General features: G+C 42.8%; 18 protein-coding genes. 11 read left to right on the top strand and 7 right to left on the bottom strand.

Going from position 1 to position 17,654, the window contains the following annotated elements; genetic code table 11:
• Window positions 1–15: 15 nt before the first annotated feature.
• Window positions 16–939 carry a branched-chain amino acid transaminase gene (locus LEP1GSC047_RS17955; RefSeq protein ID WP_010416556.1) on the bottom strand — a complete coding sequence of 308 codons (924 nt, stop codon included), beginning with the start codon at window positions 937–939 and terminating at the stop codon, window positions 16–18.
• Window positions 940–1,028: 89 nt separating this feature from the next.
• Between LEP1GSC047_RS17955 and mnmG the strand changes: the two genes are divergently transcribed.
• A complete protein-coding gene (gene mnmG / locus LEP1GSC047_RS17950; RefSeq protein ID WP_010416559.1) occupies window positions 1,029–2,939 on the top strand; it encodes a tRNA uridine-5-carboxymethylaminomethyl(34) synthesis enzyme MnmG in 1,911 nt (636 codons plus the stop codon).
• A gap of 567 nt (window positions 2,940–3,506) precedes the next feature.
• Here the strand turns inward: mnmG and LEP1GSC047_RS17945 are convergent.
• The gene (locus tag LEP1GSC047_RS17945) at window positions 3,507–4,247 is read right to left on the bottom strand and encodes a hypothetical protein (RefSeq protein ID WP_010416562.1); all 741 of its coding nucleotides are present in this window, start codon (window positions 4,245–4,247) and stop codon (window positions 3,507–3,509) included.
• Between the two features lie 228 nt (window positions 4,248–4,475).
• Here LEP1GSC047_RS17945 and LEP1GSC047_RS17940 point away from each other — a divergent pair, with 228 nt between their 5' ends.
• From LEP1GSC047_RS17940 to LEP1GSC047_RS17920, 5 genes are read left to right on the top strand one after another with little or no spacing between them, the layout of a single operon-like run.
• Window positions 4,476–5,942 carry a M20/M25/M40 family metallo-hydrolase gene (locus LEP1GSC047_RS17940; protein WP_010416565.1) on the top strand — a complete coding sequence of 489 codons (1,467 nt, stop codon included), beginning with the start codon at window positions 4,476–4,478 and terminating at the stop codon, window positions 5,940–5,942.
• Window positions 5,939–6,730, top strand: coding sequence for an RsmG family class I SAM-dependent methyltransferase (locus LEP1GSC047_RS17935; RefSeq protein WP_020989017.1), 792 nt, complete (start codon window positions 5,939–5,941; stop codon window positions 6,728–6,730). Before LEP1GSC047_RS17940 ends, LEP1GSC047_RS17935 begins: the two co-directional genes overlap by 4 nt.
• Complete coding sequence (locus LEP1GSC047_RS17930; protein WP_010416568.1) at window positions 6,705–7,466, top strand: ParA family protein; 762 nt, start codon at window positions 6,705–6,707, stop codon at window positions 7,464–7,466. Before LEP1GSC047_RS17935 ends, LEP1GSC047_RS17930 begins: the two co-directional genes overlap by 26 nt.
• A 3-nt stretch (window positions 7,467–7,469) precedes the next feature.
• Entirely contained in the window at window positions 7,470–8,345 is an 876-nt protein-coding gene (locus LEP1GSC047_RS17925; protein ID WP_010416571.1) for a ParB/RepB/Spo0J family partition protein, read from the top strand.
• A 2-nt stretch (window positions 8,346–8,347) separates the two neighbouring features.
• Window positions 8,348–8,761, top strand: coding sequence for an acyl-CoA thioesterase (locus LEP1GSC047_RS17920; protein WP_010416573.1), 414 nt, complete (start codon window positions 8,348–8,350; stop codon window positions 8,759–8,761).
• Between the two features lie 7 nt (window positions 8,762–8,768).
• Here LEP1GSC047_RS17920 and LEP1GSC047_RS17915 read toward each other — a convergent pair whose 3' ends face one another.
• Genes LEP1GSC047_RS17915 through LEP1GSC047_RS17905 form a run of 3 tightly spaced genes read right to left on the bottom strand, consistent with a single transcriptional unit; the run spans window position 8,769 to window position 10,608 of the window.
• Window positions 8,769–9,269, bottom strand: coding sequence for a YaaR family protein (locus LEP1GSC047_RS17915; protein ID WP_010416575.1), 501 nt, complete (start codon window positions 9,267–9,269; stop codon window positions 8,769–8,771).
• Window positions 9,266–9,613 carry a bactofilin family protein gene (locus LEP1GSC047_RS17910; protein ID WP_010416577.1) on the bottom strand — a complete coding sequence of 116 codons (348 nt, stop codon included), beginning with the start codon at window positions 9,611–9,613 and terminating at the stop codon, window positions 9,266–9,268. Before LEP1GSC047_RS17910 ends, LEP1GSC047_RS17915 begins: the two co-directional genes overlap by 4 nt.
• Window positions 9,613–10,608 carry a M23 family metallopeptidase gene (locus LEP1GSC047_RS17905; protein WP_010416578.1) on the bottom strand — a complete coding sequence of 332 codons (996 nt, stop codon included), beginning with the start codon at window positions 10,606–10,608 and terminating at the stop codon, window positions 9,613–9,615. Before LEP1GSC047_RS17905 ends, LEP1GSC047_RS17910 begins: the two co-directional genes overlap by 1 nt.
• Before the next feature lie 119 nt (window positions 10,609–10,727).
• Here LEP1GSC047_RS17905 and LEP1GSC047_RS17900 point away from each other — a divergent pair, with 119 nt between their 5' ends.
• The 5 genes from LEP1GSC047_RS17900 to LEP1GSC047_RS17880 all read left to right on the top strand — a co-directional run bounded on the left by LEP1GSC047_RS17900 (window position 10,728) and on the right by LEP1GSC047_RS17880 (window position 16,709).
• Entirely contained in the window at window positions 10,728–11,540 is an 813-nt protein-coding gene (locus tag LEP1GSC047_RS17900; RefSeq protein WP_010416580.1) for a TatD family hydrolase, read from the top strand.
• Window positions 11,527–12,780, top strand: a complete 1,254-nt coding sequence (gene serS / locus LEP1GSC047_RS17895) for a serine--tRNA ligase (RefSeq protein ID WP_020989121.1) — start codon at window positions 11,527–11,529, stop codon at window positions 12,778–12,780. Before LEP1GSC047_RS17900 ends, serS begins: the two co-directional genes overlap by 14 nt.
• Before the next feature lie 212 nt (window positions 12,781–12,992).
• Window positions 12,993–14,204: an OmpA family protein gene (locus LEP1GSC047_RS17890; protein WP_103186192.1), complete on the top strand. Its 1,212-nt coding sequence runs from the start codon at window positions 12,993–12,995 to the stop codon at window positions 14,202–14,204.
• 75 nt (window positions 14,205–14,279) lie between these two features.
• On the top strand, window positions 14,280–15,134 hold the full coding sequence (locus tag LEP1GSC047_RS17885) for a substrate-binding periplasmic protein (RefSeq protein WP_010416587.1): 855 nt from the start codon (window positions 14,280–14,282) through the stop codon (window positions 15,132–15,134).
• Window positions 15,135–15,146: 12 nt separating this feature from the next.
• On the top strand, window positions 15,147–16,709 hold the full coding sequence (locus LEP1GSC047_RS17880) for a hypothetical protein (protein ID WP_373364535.1): 1,563 nt from the start codon (window positions 15,147–15,149) through the stop codon (window positions 16,707–16,709).
• An 8-nt stretch (window positions 16,710–16,717) separates the two neighbouring features.
• Here the strand turns inward: LEP1GSC047_RS17880 and recR are convergent, their stop codons facing one another.
• Both recR and LEP1GSC047_RS17870 read right to left on the bottom strand, forming a co-directional pair.
• Entirely contained in the window at window positions 16,718–17,311 is a 594-nt protein-coding gene (gene recR / locus LEP1GSC047_RS17875) for a recombination mediator RecR (protein ID WP_081654393.1), read from the bottom strand.
• On the bottom strand, window positions 17,304–17,651 hold the full coding sequence (locus tag LEP1GSC047_RS17870; RefSeq protein WP_010416597.1) for a YbaB/EbfC family nucleoid-associated protein: 348 nt from the start codon (window positions 17,649–17,651) through the stop codon (window positions 17,304–17,306). Before LEP1GSC047_RS17870 ends, recR begins: the two co-directional genes overlap by 8 nt.
• Window positions 17,652–17,654 lie beyond the last annotated feature (3 nt).

The following is a 17,654-nucleotide window of genomic DNA, read 5'->3' as shown; positions in this document are numbered from 1 at the left end:
GGAATTAGAACTTTTTCAATATACGGGGGTCAACCAGTGTTTGTATTCCGGGATTCTTCCCTTCACTAATTCAAAGAATGTTGATTGAAGTTTTTGAGTGATCGGCCCCATTTCTCCCGTGCCGATGATTCTCCGATCCACCTGGCTGACCCATGCTATCTGAACTCCCGTCCCGGAAAAGAAAATCTCATCGGCTATGTACAACTCGCTTCTCGTGATTTCCCGTTCTATAATTTCGTAACCTAAATCTTTTGCGATTTGCAATACCGAACGGCGAGTGATTCCTTCGAGTAACGACGAAGAGATCGACGGAGTTAATATCTTACCATCCCTTACTAGGAAAATATTTTCGGCAGATCCTTCGCTGACAAAACCGCGACCGTCTAGGAAGATAGCTTCGTCATATCCGTTTTGAACCGCTTCGGATTTTGCAAGCGCAGAGTTAACGTAACCTCCCGAAACTTTGGAGAGAGTCGGAATCACAGTATCATCGAATCTTCTCCAGCTCGATACCATAGTGGTTAGCCCGCGTTTCGTATCCAGATAATCATCGAGCTCCAATACATAGATCGCAATTTCCGTGGGAACATCGTGAAATCTGGGAGATAGTTGAAGAGCCGAGGTATAGACGAACGGACGAAGATAAACGTTCCGTTTGTATCCGGACTGCTTGAGTAAGTCCAGGGTTATGTCCCTAAGTTCTTCCGGAGTCTTTTTGCATGCTAGCTGCATGATTTTCGTTGAGTTCACGAGTCTTTTGTAATGATCTAGAATTCTAAAAACGTACAGATTTTCGGATGCTTCATCGTAGTACCCTCGAATTCCACCGAAGACAGTGGTGCCGTATTGCAAGGCATGCGTCTTGATATTGATATTAGCTTCCGTTTCGGGGACTATTTTTCCCTCAAAGTAGGAGAGTTTCTTGATAGATTCGGGCATTACAGGGAACCTGAAAGGATATTAATGATTACATGATTCTTTGCATGGGTTTCGCTGTCGACTAATCATCTAAACGAAACGAATGAGTTATGCAGATAGAGTCTAAAGGACGTATGGAATCTTCTTTTTTTCCGAATAAATTCGATTGCGTAGTGGTAGGAGCAGGACACGCCGGCGCCGAAGCTGCCTATGTCGCATCGATAGGAGGCGCAAGAACTCTTTTAATTACGATGAACTTAGATACCATCGGTCAGATGTCTTGTAACCCAGCCATCGGTGGAATCGCAAAAGGACATATGGTTCGAGAATTGGATGCACTTGGCGGCTTGATGGGTCGAGTGATCGATGCAACCGGCATACAGTTTAAAATGTTAAATACCTCCAAAGGCCCGAGCGTTTGGGCTCCTCGAGCGCAAGCGGAGAAGAAAGAATATCAGTTAAAAGTGAAGCACACTTTGGAGGAAATCCAAAACCTTTCGATTCGTCAGGATACTGTGGAAGATCTGCTTATTGAAAACGATGCGATCGTCGGAGTCCGGACAGGGAGAGGTTTTGAAATTTTTACCGGTAATGTTATTCTAACGACGGGGACATTTTTATCCTCCATCGTTCATATTGGAACGTATCAAAACGAAAATGGCCGCTTCGGAGAACCGACGGTTAAAGGACTTTCTAAATCTCTTGCTAAATACGATTTAAAATTAGGACGTTTGAAGACCGGAACTCCGCCGCGTATACATAGAAATTCCGTGAATCTATCCGAGATGGTCGTCCAAGATGGAGATCCGAATCCCTCTCCGTTTTCCTTCTCTACCGAAAAGATCACCCGAAGACAGATCCCTTGTTATATCACATACACGAATGAGAAAACGCATCGCCTCATTAATGAAAACATTCATCTTTCTCCGATGTATTCCGGCCAAATTAAATCTACGGGGCCTCGTTATTGCCCGTCTATCGAAGATAAAATCGTTAGATTTGCGGACAGAGATAGACACCAAGTTTTCCTAGAGCCTGAAGGATATGATACTAAGGAGATTTATTTAAACGGAGTTTCGACTAGCCTTCCCGAAGAAGTACAATGGAAATTAGTTCGTTCGATTGCCGGTCTTGAGGAGGCAGAAATCTTACGTCCCGGATACGCTATCGAATATGATTACGTAGATCCGACCGAGTTAAAACCGACTTTGGAAACGAAGAAGATCAAAGGACTATACCACGCGGGTCAGATTAACGGGACAACGGGGTACGAAGAGGCGGCTGCACAAGGATTAGTCGCGGCATACAGTGTCCTCTCTTCGTTGCGCGGCGAGACTCCGATGTTATTCTCCAGGAATGAATCGTATATCGGCGTGCTTGTTGATGATCTAGTACATAAAGGTGTCGAGGATCCTTATAGAATGTTCACTTCCAGAGCGGAACATCGACTCTTGCTTAGGCAGGATAATGCGGATCAAAGACTCATGGAATACGGCTTCAAGATGGGTTTGATAAAGGAAGATGCGTATCGAAGAATGATGGAGAAATATCGGCGAGTTCATGAGGTAAAAGAGAGGATACAATCTCTCCCGTTAAAGCCCACGCCGGAATTCGAATCGTTGTTGGAGCGAAAATCGATTACGGGTTTTAAATACGGATCCAAATTGGATTCTTTTTTAAAGCGTCCCGAAATTTCCTTCGAAGACATTGCCTTTTTCGTTCCTGAATCGGACTCCCTATCTTTCGAAGATAAGAAAGTGATCGAGATGGAAGTTAAATACGAAGGTTATATTAAGAGAGAGCAGGATACCATTGAGTGGAAGAAGAGATTTTTGTTGACCAACATTCCTGAGGATATCGATTATAATATAGTCCCGGGAATTAAGAAAGAAGCGATTCAAAAATTGAGCAAGCATCGCCCGCTCAACCTGGAAAAGGCAGCGCAAATTTCCGGTGTCGATCCGAGTGATATCGATATGCTTTTGTTTTATATTAAGGGCAAGCGATTGAGTGCGGTATAAATTGAAAGAAAGCTCGAATCATGAATTGAAACTTTAAATCAATTCTCAAATATCTCGTATTTAAGGCCCGCGATTTTGCGGGCTTTTTTATTCCTAAAAATTTTGTTTATGCCTCTTAGATTTAGAGTATTCATCTATCGATAAAGCAATCTGTCCATAAGAACCCTCTCTGTTAAATTTTAAAATAGCGTAATCGGGTCGAATTGTCCGGATCAATTTCGAGTAAACTTTGTTCGAAGTTTTATCCCTATGGAATTAGTTTGCGAAGTAATTTTCTAACCTCGCTTCGTAACTGTTTCACGTGAAACGGTTTCAGAAGACAGAAGACTGAGGACAGACGCGTTCGCTTTGCTCACGCTAGACAGAAGCTGCTCGAAGTTAGAAATGCTGTAGAGATGGAGGAAAAATCCACTGTTAATGCAAGAGTCTTTATCCAGAGCATGGAAACCCGGCTCGCCAATGTTCTGTCTTCCGTAACCGTTTCACGTGAAACGGGATCCTATAAAAAAGCCCGCGGTATTGCGGGCAAATTTATAGGAGAGTTTTTAATGAATCAATCGATTCCGATCATTTTCCGTAAACTAACTCATGGGTTTTTTCGAGCGCCCATTTGTCTCCTTGCTTTATTAGAAAAGTAAATTGCTGTAAGCGGTTATTATTATCCCAGATCATCCGATTTAATCGTTCTAAATTTCCCTGCACGTTCATGCGGCTGATAAGTTTTCCGTCTTTGTCGAACGTAAGAATCGTGGAAGCTACTTGTTGTTTATCTTCGTTATAAATGTTTTGCTGATAAAGTCCGGGCTTATTAGAATCTTTTACGATGGAGAAACGTTCGACTTCTTTGGAATCGGTCCAATCGGTTTGCGCATCTTTGATCAGGCCGTTTTCACCCCAGGATAGGATCGTACATTTTAAAATGAGTTTCCCGTTTTGATCAAAGAGATCTACGGAAGAGAGAACACCGTTCTTATCATACGCGAACGACTTTGTCTCTACGTTCTTTCCATCTTTATCGAAGAGTTCTTCTTTTTGAACTTTCTTGTCCTTATACGAAAACTTCGTGTATCCGTCGGACTTCCCGTCTTGGGAAATATAATCTTCCCTGACTAGTTTTCCGGATTCGTCGTACAAGTATTTCGCAATATAGATGACCTTTCCGTTCGCGTTCTTGACGACCTCCTGAGCGGGACCTCCTTTTTCCGAACCGATAACATAGCGATCCGTGTGAGACCATTTTCCCGGAGTGAACGAATAGAGCGACGACGCAAAAAGAACGATTAAAGTAAAGAATCCGATACGGAACATGTATGAATACCCTCTTGTTAGACACATCGGCGTTTCTATAAAAACATTAATAAGCTTTTCCGTTATTCCATTTCGGGTGTCAAAATACGGATAAGAATTCTCCTTGCAGTGGGATCGAGTTAGGATAAGTTTCGATGCGAACTAGAACGTTTGTTAAACCACGGGCAACGTTATCGAGAAGCCCGAAACGCGAAAACAGATCCTGAATCACTTCCAAGGAAAGGCACTATGTCCCTAAAAAAAATAGGATTGGGATTTCTCGGATTGCTGGGAATTTTCCTGTTTTATACGATTATTTTTACGGAGCGCGGGATCAACCCGATAACTCCTAAAGCCGAATTTCCAAAATTAGATTACGATAAAATCAGCGAAGATGCCGCAAAGGATCTCCAAACTTATATCAGAATCGCAACGGTCCGAGGAAGGGAAAGGGAAGGAGCTCTCTTTCTAAAATCAATTTTTGATAAGCGCGGAATCCATTCTCGCATTATAGAATTTCCGGGGAAACTGGAAAGAGCCTCTATCGTCGCGGAACTGAAGGGTAAAGATCAATCAAAGGGTGGTCTGATCTTAACAAGCCATATCGATGTCGTCGAAGCCGAAGCGAAAGAATGGATCGAACCTCCATTTTCCGGACTTAGAAAAGGAGATCGCATTTACGGTAGAGGTGCAGTCGACGTCAAAGGTCTCGGTATAATGGAACTGTATGCTTTTTTACTAGCGCACGAGTATAAGATTCCGTTGGCAAGCAACCTAATGTTTCTGGCCTTTGCGGATGAAGAGAGCCGTTCGCTTCACGGCGCTCGTTTCCTAATAAAGGATCATAGAGATTTATTTAACGGTTATGAATACGTATTGAACGAAGGCGGAACAGGTTCGAGAGATATAGCAATCAAAGGTTCCAAGGTTTTTAATATTCAAAATGCGGAAAAAGGTGCGGTTTGGTTGGACTTGAAAACGAAAGCCGATGCAGGCCACGGGAGCACTCCTCCATTAAAATATGCGGCTAAGTCGATGGTGGATTTTTTGGAGGAAGTTCAGAAGATAGGAGACAAGACTATTTTGGGCGATGAAACCGCGGCCTTCTTTTTTTCCCTAGGAAATATTAGTCCGTTTCCGAACTCGTTCGTATTAAAACGCTCTCGAAATCCTTTGCTTTTTTTGATACTGAAAGGAGTCATAAACTCCAATCGACATCTGCGAGCGATGACAAGAAACACGGTCAGTATTACGGGTATCGATAGTCATCCGATCGGAATCAATGTCATCACTTCTGAAACTACGGGATCCATTGACATCAGAATTCTTCCGGGTCAGGATGAACGGAAACTCTTTGAGGAAATTAAGACTCTTGGAGAAAAATACGGAGTAGAAGTAACCGCGAGACATTTAGAGCCGGGAACAAGTTCTCCGGTCGATGGCCTTCTTTTTCGAGTCCTGGCGGGGATCAGTACATCAGTCGAACCTGGATCGATTGCAGCTCCGTTTCTTTCTCCCGGCACGACGGATAGTTCCTACTTGCGAACCATCGGATTGAAATGCTATGGACTCATTCCGGCTTTATTAAGTTCCGAAGAGATAGACGGCATTCACGGAAAGAATGAAAGCATGACCGTCGGTGAATTAAAAATGGGAATCGAAATTTTATTCAAAACCATAATCGAATACAATCAAATTCTCCAAGGTAAAGAATGACGGAATCGGATCGGCCGAAGGTGAAATTCAGTCACGATTCGTTAGGGATACAGGCTGCCGTTCGTTATAGGTTTCTTCAGGAAAGCGATTCGATTCTAAAGCTTTTTGATTGGGATTTGATCGCCACTTTTCTTTCGTTTCTAGAAGGCAAGAATGAGGAAGGGGGATTCTTTTCAAAGAGGGACACGGAAGAGATTTTAGATCGCCATGTTCTCGAATCCGTTTATCATATTTATTCAATTCGTCAAGAACTAGGTTCGCTTAACAATTGGAAGGTGGGGGATGCCGGCACGGGACCGGGAATTCCCGGTTTTTTTTTCCGCTGTTTACTACCTTCGGAACGGCCCAAAGTAATACTATTAGATTCCCAAAAACGGAAGCTTTCATTAACCGATGATTTTATTCGAATGAACCGCATTGACGGTGTAAAATGCGTGTATGCACGCGCGGAAGAAGGAAAGGGAGATTGGGACCTAGCGGTGTCGAGAGGATTTATTCCGTTCCCGTGGAGTGCTGAAGTGCTTTGTCGCTGGGTAAGACAAGGAGGGATTTATGTCCCATTTATCGGGAAAGATGAATTTGATCCAGATCTTGTTAAGACGGTACTGGAACCCACAGGATTTCAACTTCTAAAAACGCTTCCCTTATCCTCGCTTGAATTTTTAGGGATGCGACATATTAAGTTCTTGAAAAAGGCCCTTTCACCAAGGCAAGGTATCCCTAGGGCTTGGAAGGTTCTGGCCAAGGAGAGTAAATTAGAACATGGGAAAGATCGTATCGATCAGTAACCAAAAAGGCGGTGTCGGCAAAACTACGACTTCCATCAATCTTGCTGCCAATCTGGCCGCGATCGGAAAAAAAGTCCTCATCGTAGATTTCGATCCTCAAGGAAACTCCGGCTCAGGTTTAGGTTTGGAAATCAATACTCTACCGAAAACTTCCTACGAACTTCTAATCGGCGAATGCTCCGCGAACGAATGTATTAGAAGGACCGATCTGGAAAATCTGCATATTATCCCTTCTAATATCAATCTTTCGGGCGCGGAAGCGGATCTCCTCGCCGAAGAAAATCGGGAATTTCGGCTAAAAGACGCGATTCGTCTTCTTAGAATGGAATATGATTATATACTAATAGATTGTCCGCCTTCTTTGGGGGTATTGACGATCAACGCTTTGTGCGCGGCCGACAGCGTGATGATTACTTTGCAGACGGAATATTTCGCTTTAGAAGGTCTGACTCAGTTGATGAAAATTATTTCGCTCGTTCAGGAAAAATTGAATCCTTCCTTAGAATTGGAAGGAGTTCTTTTGACCATGTATGATAAACGAACCAACCTCGCTCAGCAGGTCGCGGAAGACGTAAAAGCATATTTCAAAGATAAAGTTTATACGACTGTCATTCCCAGGAACATCAAATTATCCGAAGCTCCCTCGTTCGGAAAATCGATTCTTTCATATGATCCGGAAGGCGTCGGAGCTCAAAGTTACCGTAATCTAGCGTTAGAAGTGGCCGGGAAAAACTAAAGAATGAGTGCAAAGCCCAAAGCCTTAGGGCGGGGTTTAGGTAACCTCATCCCTGTTTCGGAAGAGAAGGCACTGAAAGAGGCCGGCGGGGAAGGTGCGCTTCGGGAAATTAAACTTTCCGAAATTAGACCCAACCCGGACCAACCGAGAAGAACTTTTTCGGAAGATTCGCTGCGTGAACTTTCCGAAACGATCAAGGCTCATGGAGTCATCCAACCTATTGTAGTAAAGGAAACTGGTGCCGGATACGAGATCATTTCGGGGGAAAGAAGATACCGTGCCTGTAAATTAGCGGGCTTTATGAAAATTCCTGCGGTCGTAAAAAAAGCCAGTGAAAACCAAGCGCTTGAAATGGCTTTGATCGAGAATATTCAGCGGGAAAATCTTAATCCGATCGAAGAAGCTTTGGCATACAAAACTTTATGCGATAAACTAGGCTTAAAAATCAGCGACGTTGCAACTAGAGTCGGTAAGAATAGAGCCACGGTTTCGAACTTAATTCGTCTCCTCCAGCTTCCGGATTCGGTTATGGACTTGGTTAAGAACGGAAGAATTTCGGAAGGTCATGCGCGTCCATTATTGGCGATTGCGGATCGAAAGAAAACCGAGCAATTAGCTTATCAAATAGCGGAGAAAGGACTGACGGTCCGACAAGTCGAAGAAATCGTCTCGAATTTGACGGAAGAAACTCCGGTAAAAGAAAAGAAGAAAGTTAAGAAAAAGGAAGTGGATATCGTCGAACTGGAGAATAAGTTTCGAAAGAAATATTCCATGAAAGTGGACATTTCCCATAGTTCGTCTTCCGGGAAAGGAAAGTTAAGTATCGCTTATCCGAGTTTAGATGCTTTACAGAAAATTTTAGATGCACTAGGGCTTTAGTAATGTCTTCGAGTTCGGAAGATTTTTTTCATACTCTTCGAGTAAGATATTCCGAAATCGACGCGCAGGCGGTCGTATTCAATGCCCATTATTTAACCTATTTTGATACTTCTCTAAACGAATACATGAGGTATCTGAAATACGACTATAAAGAAGAATTAATCAAGAATGGTTTAGACTTTGTAGTAACTCGATCGTTAATCGAGTATAAATCTCCGGCAAGATTTGACGAGGAGCTGAATATCTTTATCAAACCGGGAGTGATCAAGCCCGCTAGTATCCAATGGAATTTAGAAGTGCGGAAAAAGGAAGACGGGACCTTGATTTGTACCGGGGAACTCACCTGGGCCTTCCTGAATTTGGAGTCGCGGACCCCTGCTAGGCTTCCGGAAGTTTTTAAAAATTTAAGAAAGTGACCCTGTCTTAATTCATTAAATCTACGAGAAGTCCGCGGATATCTTCCATACGTTTCATTAAATCGAAAGTAGAATTATCCGGATGAATTATGAAATCCGCAAGGGTTTGAACTTTATCATCTACCGTATTTATTAATTGGTAAATCTTTTCGGAACCGCCTTTAGCTCTACTTCTCAGTGTTTCTATCGAAGTGTTCCGATCCATCACCTCTCTCAGAATAGCTTGTACAATCCGTTTGTAGACGTTCAAATTTTCGTACGTAGGGGATTTTAAAAAATTCCTTTCCGCATCCGGTAAATCGCGTAGTAAGGAGTTTAGGTCCCGCGTTTTTTCCTGGCTATAAGGCAATAAGTGTTCAACAAGTTCGAAAAATTGGACCTTTGAATCGGGGATTTCCGTTTCTGGAACTGCGGAAGGAACCGGACTATATAAACTGGAAGAGAAAGAAAGGCCGTAGTCGCCTTTACGTCTTTGATTTCTGCGTGGATCTTGCGAGTTTACTTTCAACGTGCAATCGGGTTAATTTTACAGTTACCCTCGAATTGCACTCCTTCTTCCATCACGACTTTCGGCGTAATGATATCGCCTTTCATTCGGCAACTTGCGAGAAGAGTCACTCGTTCAGTGGCAAAGATATTCCCATGGATCTCACCACCGGCGACAACAATCCGGGCTCTGATATCCGTATCGACGATTCCATTCTTACCGATGAGAACTTTTCCGTCCGTTTTGATCGTTCCGCGAAAAATCCCGTCTATGCGCAGTAGACCCGAAAGTTTGAAATCGCCGTTGAACTCGGCTCCTTCTCCGATAATGCTATTTACCGCTAAATGCTCTTCGGTTTGCGCCATCAGTCTTGGATTTGGTTTAGGAAAGCGAAAGGGTTGATGGCTCTCGTCCCGACGTGTATTTCATAATGAAGGCTATACTGCGGACTGTTTTCGGACTTACCCACAAATCCTATAACTTCGGCTTTCGATACTTGCTGGTTTTGCTTAACCTTGATTCTATCTAAATTCGAATAGATCGTTTTCCATCCGAATTTGTGGGCTACCTTTACGAAGTATCCGGTATGCCTCGTATAACCGATTTCATAAATGGTTCCGGGAGCCGCAGCGACGACTTCGGAACCTGGAAATGCTCCTATATCGATTCCGTTATTCATCTCTCTCCGAGCGGTAATCGGATTTAGGTATTCTCCATAAGGATAGAGCACATAGCCTCGGACCGGCCAAATAGAAGGGGTTTGCCGAATAACGCTTTTTCTCTTTTTCAGAATACTAATGATTTCTTGAGTAAGTTCGTTTGCAACTTTTAGATTATGAACGTCTTCCTTTAAGCGAAATACTTCGGCTCCGGGAGGCAGTGGGCTTCCGTCCTTCGAAGAACCGTTAGACGTCAATTTTTCCGCCCCGCCGATTCCTTTTGCAACTTTTGAAGAATCACCGGTTAGGCGTCCGTAAAGAGCGCCGACATGCGTATGATAGTATTCCACATGTTCGTGAAGACTGTTTATCTCTTCCTTCATTTTTGCGGACTGACGGATGAAGTCTTGGTTTGAAAGATTCAGCTCGGTGAGTTGATGAATGGAACCAGAATGACTTAGTACGTTAACCGAACTAATCAGTAAAAGCACAAGAATCGTTCCTACGAAGATAGTGATCGCACGATACGAGATATGGAAATTAATCGTCTTCTGTTCCGAATGCGGAATGACCATCACGGTCAAACGTTCTCTACCTTTCTTATTCCAATTCGCTACTTTTAGATCTAACTTGAGCTTTAGGTCTTGGTATTTGTAGCGCAGCCGATAGTATATGAGAGCGAAGTATGATTTCAGATTCACTATTTATGTCCCAAATCTAACGGTTTTGCACCGAGCGGCGTATGCAGTAAGGAATCTTAAAAATTCTCTTTTCAGTCAATCCAAATCGCGAAAACTGTTCCTTAAAAGCCGTCCAAAGCATGTATTCAATCATAGATACCCACTGTCACCTGGATATTGTTCTCGAACAAGGCCAGACAATCGACCAAAGCCTTCGTAATGCGAAAGAATCCGGCATTAAGAAAATCGTCCAAATCGGAATCGATCTTGAGAGTTCTGTTAGAGCGAAAGGTCTATCCGAAGAATATTCGGATTCGGATATTGATATTTTCTATACAATCGGCTGCCATCCGACCGAGACGAACGAGTTTCCGAAGAAAGAGGAAATTCTTTCGTACATTACCGAGAATTTGGACGACTCTCGACTGTCCGCGATAGGCGAGATAGGTCTGGATTATTATCACGATGCCTCTTCCAAAAATGAACAAATCGAAGTGCTTCATTCTTTCTTAGATGCTTCTCACAGATATCGACTCCCCGTCGTAATTCATTCGAGAGACGCAGGAGAGGATACGATTGCGATTTTAAAAGAACACCGAGATAAGGCTTTCGGCGTTATTCATTGCTTTACTTACGATTATTCCATTGCAAAGCGATTGGTCGATTTGGGATACTACATCTCATTTTCAGGAATCCTAGCATTTAAGAACGCGAGAGACATTCAGGAAGCTGCAGAGAAACTTCCGTTGGAAGCATTACTTATAGAAACCGATGCACCGTTTTTAGCTCCTCCTCCATTTCGCGGAAAACGAAACGAGCCTGCGTTTACTAAATTTGTTCTAGAGAAAATGTTCTCATTGAGAAAAGAATCGAATATCGAAGTGGAAAAGATTCTGTTTGCCAATTCCGAAAAATTTATCCAAAGGAAACCATTTTATCATGCTGGATCTTAAATTTATTACCGAGAATACGGAAGCCTTAAAAGCTAATCTGGAACTGCGTGGATTTAGGGATATCGGGATACTTGATGAATTAGCTAGAATCATTCATAAAAAAAAAGAACTTCAAAAGGAAACGGAGTCTCTGCGCGAGGAGAGGAACAGGGCTAGTAAAGAGATCGGAAAAATCAAACAATCCGGCGGAGATATAGCTGTCGCGTCCGCAGCCGTAAAGGAAATAGGCGATAAAATTAAGGAGTTAGAGACGGATCTAGAAATCCAAGAGAATCTCTTGAGCGAAATTAATTTAGCTCTTCCTAATATTTTGGACGCGCAAGTTCCTCCGGGTAAAAATGAACAGGATAATAAAGTTCTGTACGAAGTCGGAGAAGTGCGGAATTTCCCGTTTCTTCCGAAGCCGCATTATGAACTCGGAGAAAATCTTAAATGGATCGATTTTGAAAAAGGAGTTAAGTTAGGCGGCGGAAGAGCTTATACTTATTTCGGTTTCGGGGCCAAGTTGGAAAGAGCTTTAGCCAATTTTATGTTGGAGACTCATACTAAAGAGCACGGATACACCGAGGTTTGGGTTCCAGTGATGGTAACCGACGAATGTATGATAACAACCGGGCAATATCCGAAGTTTAAAGACGAATATTATAGAATGGAACGGGACGAATTGAATTTAATTCCTACGGCCGAGGTTCCATTAACGAATCTTTATAGAGATGAAATCTTGACTGAAGACCGATTACCTATTTCCGTGACGGCACATACTTCCTGCTTTAGGCGGGAAGCAGGATCTTACGGAAAAGATACGAGAGGATTGGTGCGCGTTCATCAATTTCAGAAAGTCGAATTGGTGAAATTCTCAAGACCCGAAGATTCCGAGCAGGAACATAAAGCGATGCTTTCTCACGCGGAAAATATACTTAAAAAGTTAGGTTTACGGTATCGGGTAATGTTGCTCTGTAGCGGCGATATATCCGCCGCCTCATCAAAAACCTACGACTTGGAAGTTTGGATGCCGGGATTGAATCGGTGGATGGAGATTTCCTCGGTTTCAAATTTTAAGGACTTTCAAGCTCGTCGCGGTAAAATTCGTTATAAATCCAAGGACGGGAAGAATCAACTGGTTCACACGCTGAACGGGTCCGGACTCGCAATCGGAAGGACGATGGCGGCAATTTTGGAAACGTACCAAAAAGAAGACGGAACGATAGAATTTCCGGAATCTTTGAAACAATATTTCTAATTTTTAAGAAAAGAACTTAGGTTTTTTAAAAAAAGTCAGATAGTACGAATATGGGTTTGTATTCCCGTATGCGCGCGGTTTATTTTCTAAACATCCTTTTTGTTCCGGATTCATTGATCCGCAACGATGCTTGTTCATTCTCTTTCTATGAGCCATTTTCAATCCGGCTCGCAATCCGGTTAGGCAAGCTATTTCGAGTCTTTTTAATATGCATGATGGCATCCGCTCTCGGCAATTTGAATTCGCAACAGAATCAGGAACGAAAACCGGAAAAATTGAAAGGAGAAATTAACACTTCTTTAAACGAATTCGGAATAAGCTTATCCGACGACGGTAATACGTTATACTATTATTCTAAACGCAATAATTCGAATTATACAGATATATATAAGTCCGTTCGCAATGGGGAGCTCTGGTCGACCGGACTGGAGTTGTCGGAATTGAATTCTCAGTTCGACGATCAAAGCCCTTTCGTTTTGAATAAGGAAGAGGGTATTTTATTTTCTTCTAATCGTGACGGTAGCATCGAATTTATCCTACCGAACGGGAAGATCGGAGTATCGAGGGATATATATTTTTCCAAGAAAACCGAAGGTAAGTGGCTACGTGCTACTTCTCTTCCGACAACGGTTAACACCTCCGCGATCGAAGAGAATCCCTATCTGTATGAGAACCGTTTGTATTTTACTCGATATCCATTCGGAGTCGTAGGCGAATCGGATATTTTTGTTTCCGAGTATAAGGATAAAACCTGGAATAAAGCGTATCGATTACTCTCCCCGATCAATACCGATTACGCCGAGATTGCGGCGACTATAGGAAGAGATGGAAAAACACTTTACTTTTCTTCGAATAGACCGGGCGGTTTTGGAGGCATGGACATATACAAATCGATTCGGAATACTGATGGGAGTTATACCGAGCCGATTAATTTAGGACCGGAGATAAATTCGAAAGGTGATGAAGCGTTTTATGTCGAAACCCCTGACGGTAAGAAGGCATACTTTTGCAGGAGAGAGGAATCGCTCCAGTACGATATTTACGAAATCGCGACCTCCCCAAGCTGGGATGATTTGAAGACCGGCAAAAAAATCTCTTTGGAAAGCATTCATTTTCAAAGCGGGTCATTTGAATTGGAAAACGAATCGAAACCCTCGTTGGATCGCTTGGCCGAATTTCTTTCGACTAACGGTAAATCGAAATTAAAGATCACCGGTCATACGGATCTGCACGGCGAGAGCCAGGACAATATGGTATTAAGTCGTCAGAGAGCGGAGTCGGTTCGAAGATACTTAATTCAGAAAGGTATATCATCCGAAAGGATCGAGACGGAGGGTAAAGGAAGTACCGAACCTGTTTTTCGGGACAAAAATCCCGAAACGGATCGGAAAAATCGCCGTACTGAATTTCAACTTCTTGAATAAATCGAATCATATCTTACGAAAACGACCAAGCAAAAATTTCTTTCAAGTCCTGGAGTTGCCGATAACCTAGGTATCATGACGAGACCGAGCAGTACCTTGCGAGCTCTCCTCCCAGCTCTCATTTTATTTATTTCAGACGGCATTTTCGCCCAAAAAACGCCGGCCAGTAGATTGGATCAAATCTTGGCAAAAAAGGAAATTGTCGTCGGTGTAAATCGAGTTTATGAACCGTTTTACATTCAAGATCCGCTCGATGGGTTTCCCGGCTTCGATGTCGAGCTAGCGAAACTTTACGCCGAGTATTTAGGAGTAGCGCTTAAATTAAAGCCTCTTAAAACTTTTAGGCAGTTCTCGGACGAGATAGCGGCCGGATCGATCGATATCGCATTGGCGGGAATGTCCACTGATTTGAGCCGCGGAAAGACCGTTAGTTTTTCGGATCCATATCTACTTGCTACACCTGCAGGTCTTGTTTTTAAGAAATCGCTTCCTCCGGAACCGGAAGGAAGCATCGTAACGACTCGGTCATTCAAATCGCTGGATGATTTATCGGTTTTGAACGGTGTTTCTTTCTCCGTTCGTTCCAATACTACGAACCATAACTACCTTTTAAGAAAATTCGGAAAGAATAAGATTTATAGTTATCTTTCCGACTCTATTGCCATAGACGCGCTTATTAAAAATGACGTTACTTGTTATGTAGCAGACAGTTTGTATATTCTCGCTTTACTGCAAAAACAACCCAGCCTGCGTGCAAGTTATTTACCTTTGATCAATCCCGTGATGGACGATTATATAAGCGCGGCAATGCCGTTAAACGATCTTGTTTTCGTGGATAATTTTAATTTCTTCATCAAAGAATTAAAGAGAACCGGTGTAGTGGAAGGAATTCGATCGAAATATTTTCTCTCCAAAGATTGGGTAAAATAATCGGTGAAAGATATTAGTCAATTACTTAGAATTGGACTTTTATCTTTCGGAGTCTTTCTTTTTATAAATTCCCTCTCCGCACAAGAAATCGAAGAAAAGACCAAGATCGATCTGCAGGGTAACTATAGGGTTCGTGGATTTAATTTAGGGAGAGACATATATTCTTCCCGTCAAACGCCGGTAACTCCATTCGATAAACAGTCCTTTCAAAATCAATATCAGCAGAATGCGAATAATCAGCTTCAGAATGAGATCTATGCACGGACTCACGGCTTACCGTCGACGATCTCCCCTTCGAAAGAGGATATTACGTATTACGATACTCGTATGACGTTGAATATGAATTTTGCGACTTCGAAGTATTTCGAAGCTTTAGCTGGAGTTCAAATCGGTGATATGATTTTCGGAGGAAAAGGAGTCGGGCAGAGTTCGAATGTAGGTCCAGGTCAAGGTGGAGAAGCTACGTATAGTACTGCCGTAAATATTCAAACAAACTTTCTTTATTTGAATTTCAAACTGCCGGAAAAAAGTTTTACGACGAGAGTCGGTTTACAGCTATTTACGTCCGCGCAGGGCCGAGTGATTTATATTCCCGGAACCGGAGTTACGATGACGAAGGATATTCGTAATTGGAATATGACGTTGGAAGGAGGATGGCTGATCGCAAAGCAGAATAACCTTACGGACTTGGATAAGAATAGCTTTGCGGATAAAAACTATCAGGGAAATAATATTTATTTCTATAAGGTTAAAACCAGTTTCTTCAATAATGCGAGACATGAATTATATAGTTATTATATGGATGATACGCTCCGGGATATTCAGGATACGAACGGTGTCTACGGACTGGTTTCTCGTCAAAGTCAATCCGGACAATTATTTTGGCACGGCCTATTCAATGAGTTCAATTTTTCGGACTTTACTCTTGTCGTTCACGGAATTTACAATCACGGAACGCTCCATTCTTTAAATCCGTATCGAGACACTAACGGAAACGAAGTATATCGTAAGTATGATCGCTATGCGATAAAGGGTGCTTTCTTTGATACGCAGGTTTCTTACCGGTATAATGAATCGCTTACACTTAATTTTATAGCATTGGGCTCCACGGGACGACCAGGATACGAGAAAGATGGGACTCGATCCAATTTACATGGTTCCGGTTACCAGACTCTCTTTCCAGGGTACTCGGTTTCGAATATCGCAATCGACTTTACCGGAGGATATGCGCTGTTCCCCGGAGGAAACGTTAGCGGATTATACGAGTACGGCTTATTTTCCGATATAGTCGTCGCGGGTCCGATCGTTCTTACTTTAGGATATTATAGATTATACGGAACCAAGTCTCCGCTAATGGATAATAATAGATTTTATAATTCCGATAATTTTTATCAAACGTCGGCTTATTTCGGGCAGGAATACAATCTCAATCTGAGGTGGAACGCATTTCGAGATATGCAGATCCTTTTACGCTCGGGCTACTTTATTTCAGGAAACGGCTTTAAGGCGTATATGGATACGACGGGCGGTACGTTCTTACGGGAGCTTTTTGTGACGGCCGAACACAGATTTTGAGAGAAGGATTATAATTTTAATCTTGAACGGATTGCGCGTCCTAAAGTGTATTGGTCGGCCAATTCTATCGAACCACCGACCGTTATGCCGTAGGCGATACGACTCACAACTACATTCGAATTTTGTAATTGTCGATGTAGGTAGTCCGCCGTTGCATCGCCTTCTAACGTAGGGTTCGTGGCGACTAGGACTTCCTTAATTTCTTCCGGTTCGATTCTGCTTACTAATTCCTTAATTCTTAGATCCTGAGGACCGATTCCTTCCAACGGAGAAATTACTCCGTTTAATACATGGTATCTTCCCTTAAACTCGCCCGTATTTTCGATAAAGAAAACGTCTTCCGGTTGCTCGACTACGCAAACGGTATGCCCGTCCCGTCTAGGAGAAATACAAAGTTCGCAGATTTCGGCTTCGGAATAGGCACCGCACCTTGCACAAAAACGAATTCGATCTTTGGTATCTACCAGACTTTGAACAAATCCGTGAAATACCGTCGGATCTTGTCGGAGTAGATGGAAACTGATTCGATAAGCGCTCTTCTTTCCGATCCCCGGAAGGGAAGAAAGTGCGCTAACCATACCTTCGATCAAGTGTTCAGCCAATGTTGCCGCCGAATAACTTTGAAATTTGGGAAAAATCGAATCCCCCGGTAACGGACTTAAATTCGTATTCGGTCGCTTCCTTCGCTTTTTTAAGCGCCTCGTTTGTCGCTGACAGAATTAAGTCTTCTAACATTTTATTATCGTCGGAATCGAATAAAGTCTTATTGATCTTCACGTCCGTGATAATCCCTTCTCCGGTGCTTGTGACCTGCACCATTCCCGCGCCCGCGTCTCCGATTACGCGAATATTAGAAATTCTTTTTTTAATTTCTTCGACTCGCTCCTTCATTTCCCCCATGCGAGAAAACATCTCGGAGGCATTCTTAATATTATCAAACATCCG

Source organism: Leptospira inadai serovar Lyme str. 10 (assembly GCF_000243675.2).
GTDB lineage: Bacteria > Spirochaetota > Leptospiria > Leptospirales > Leptospiraceae > Leptospira_B > Leptospira_B inadai.
The sequence above is the reverse complement of the archived record's forward strand: the minus strand, read 5'-3'. Positions and strand labels throughout refer to the sequence as shown.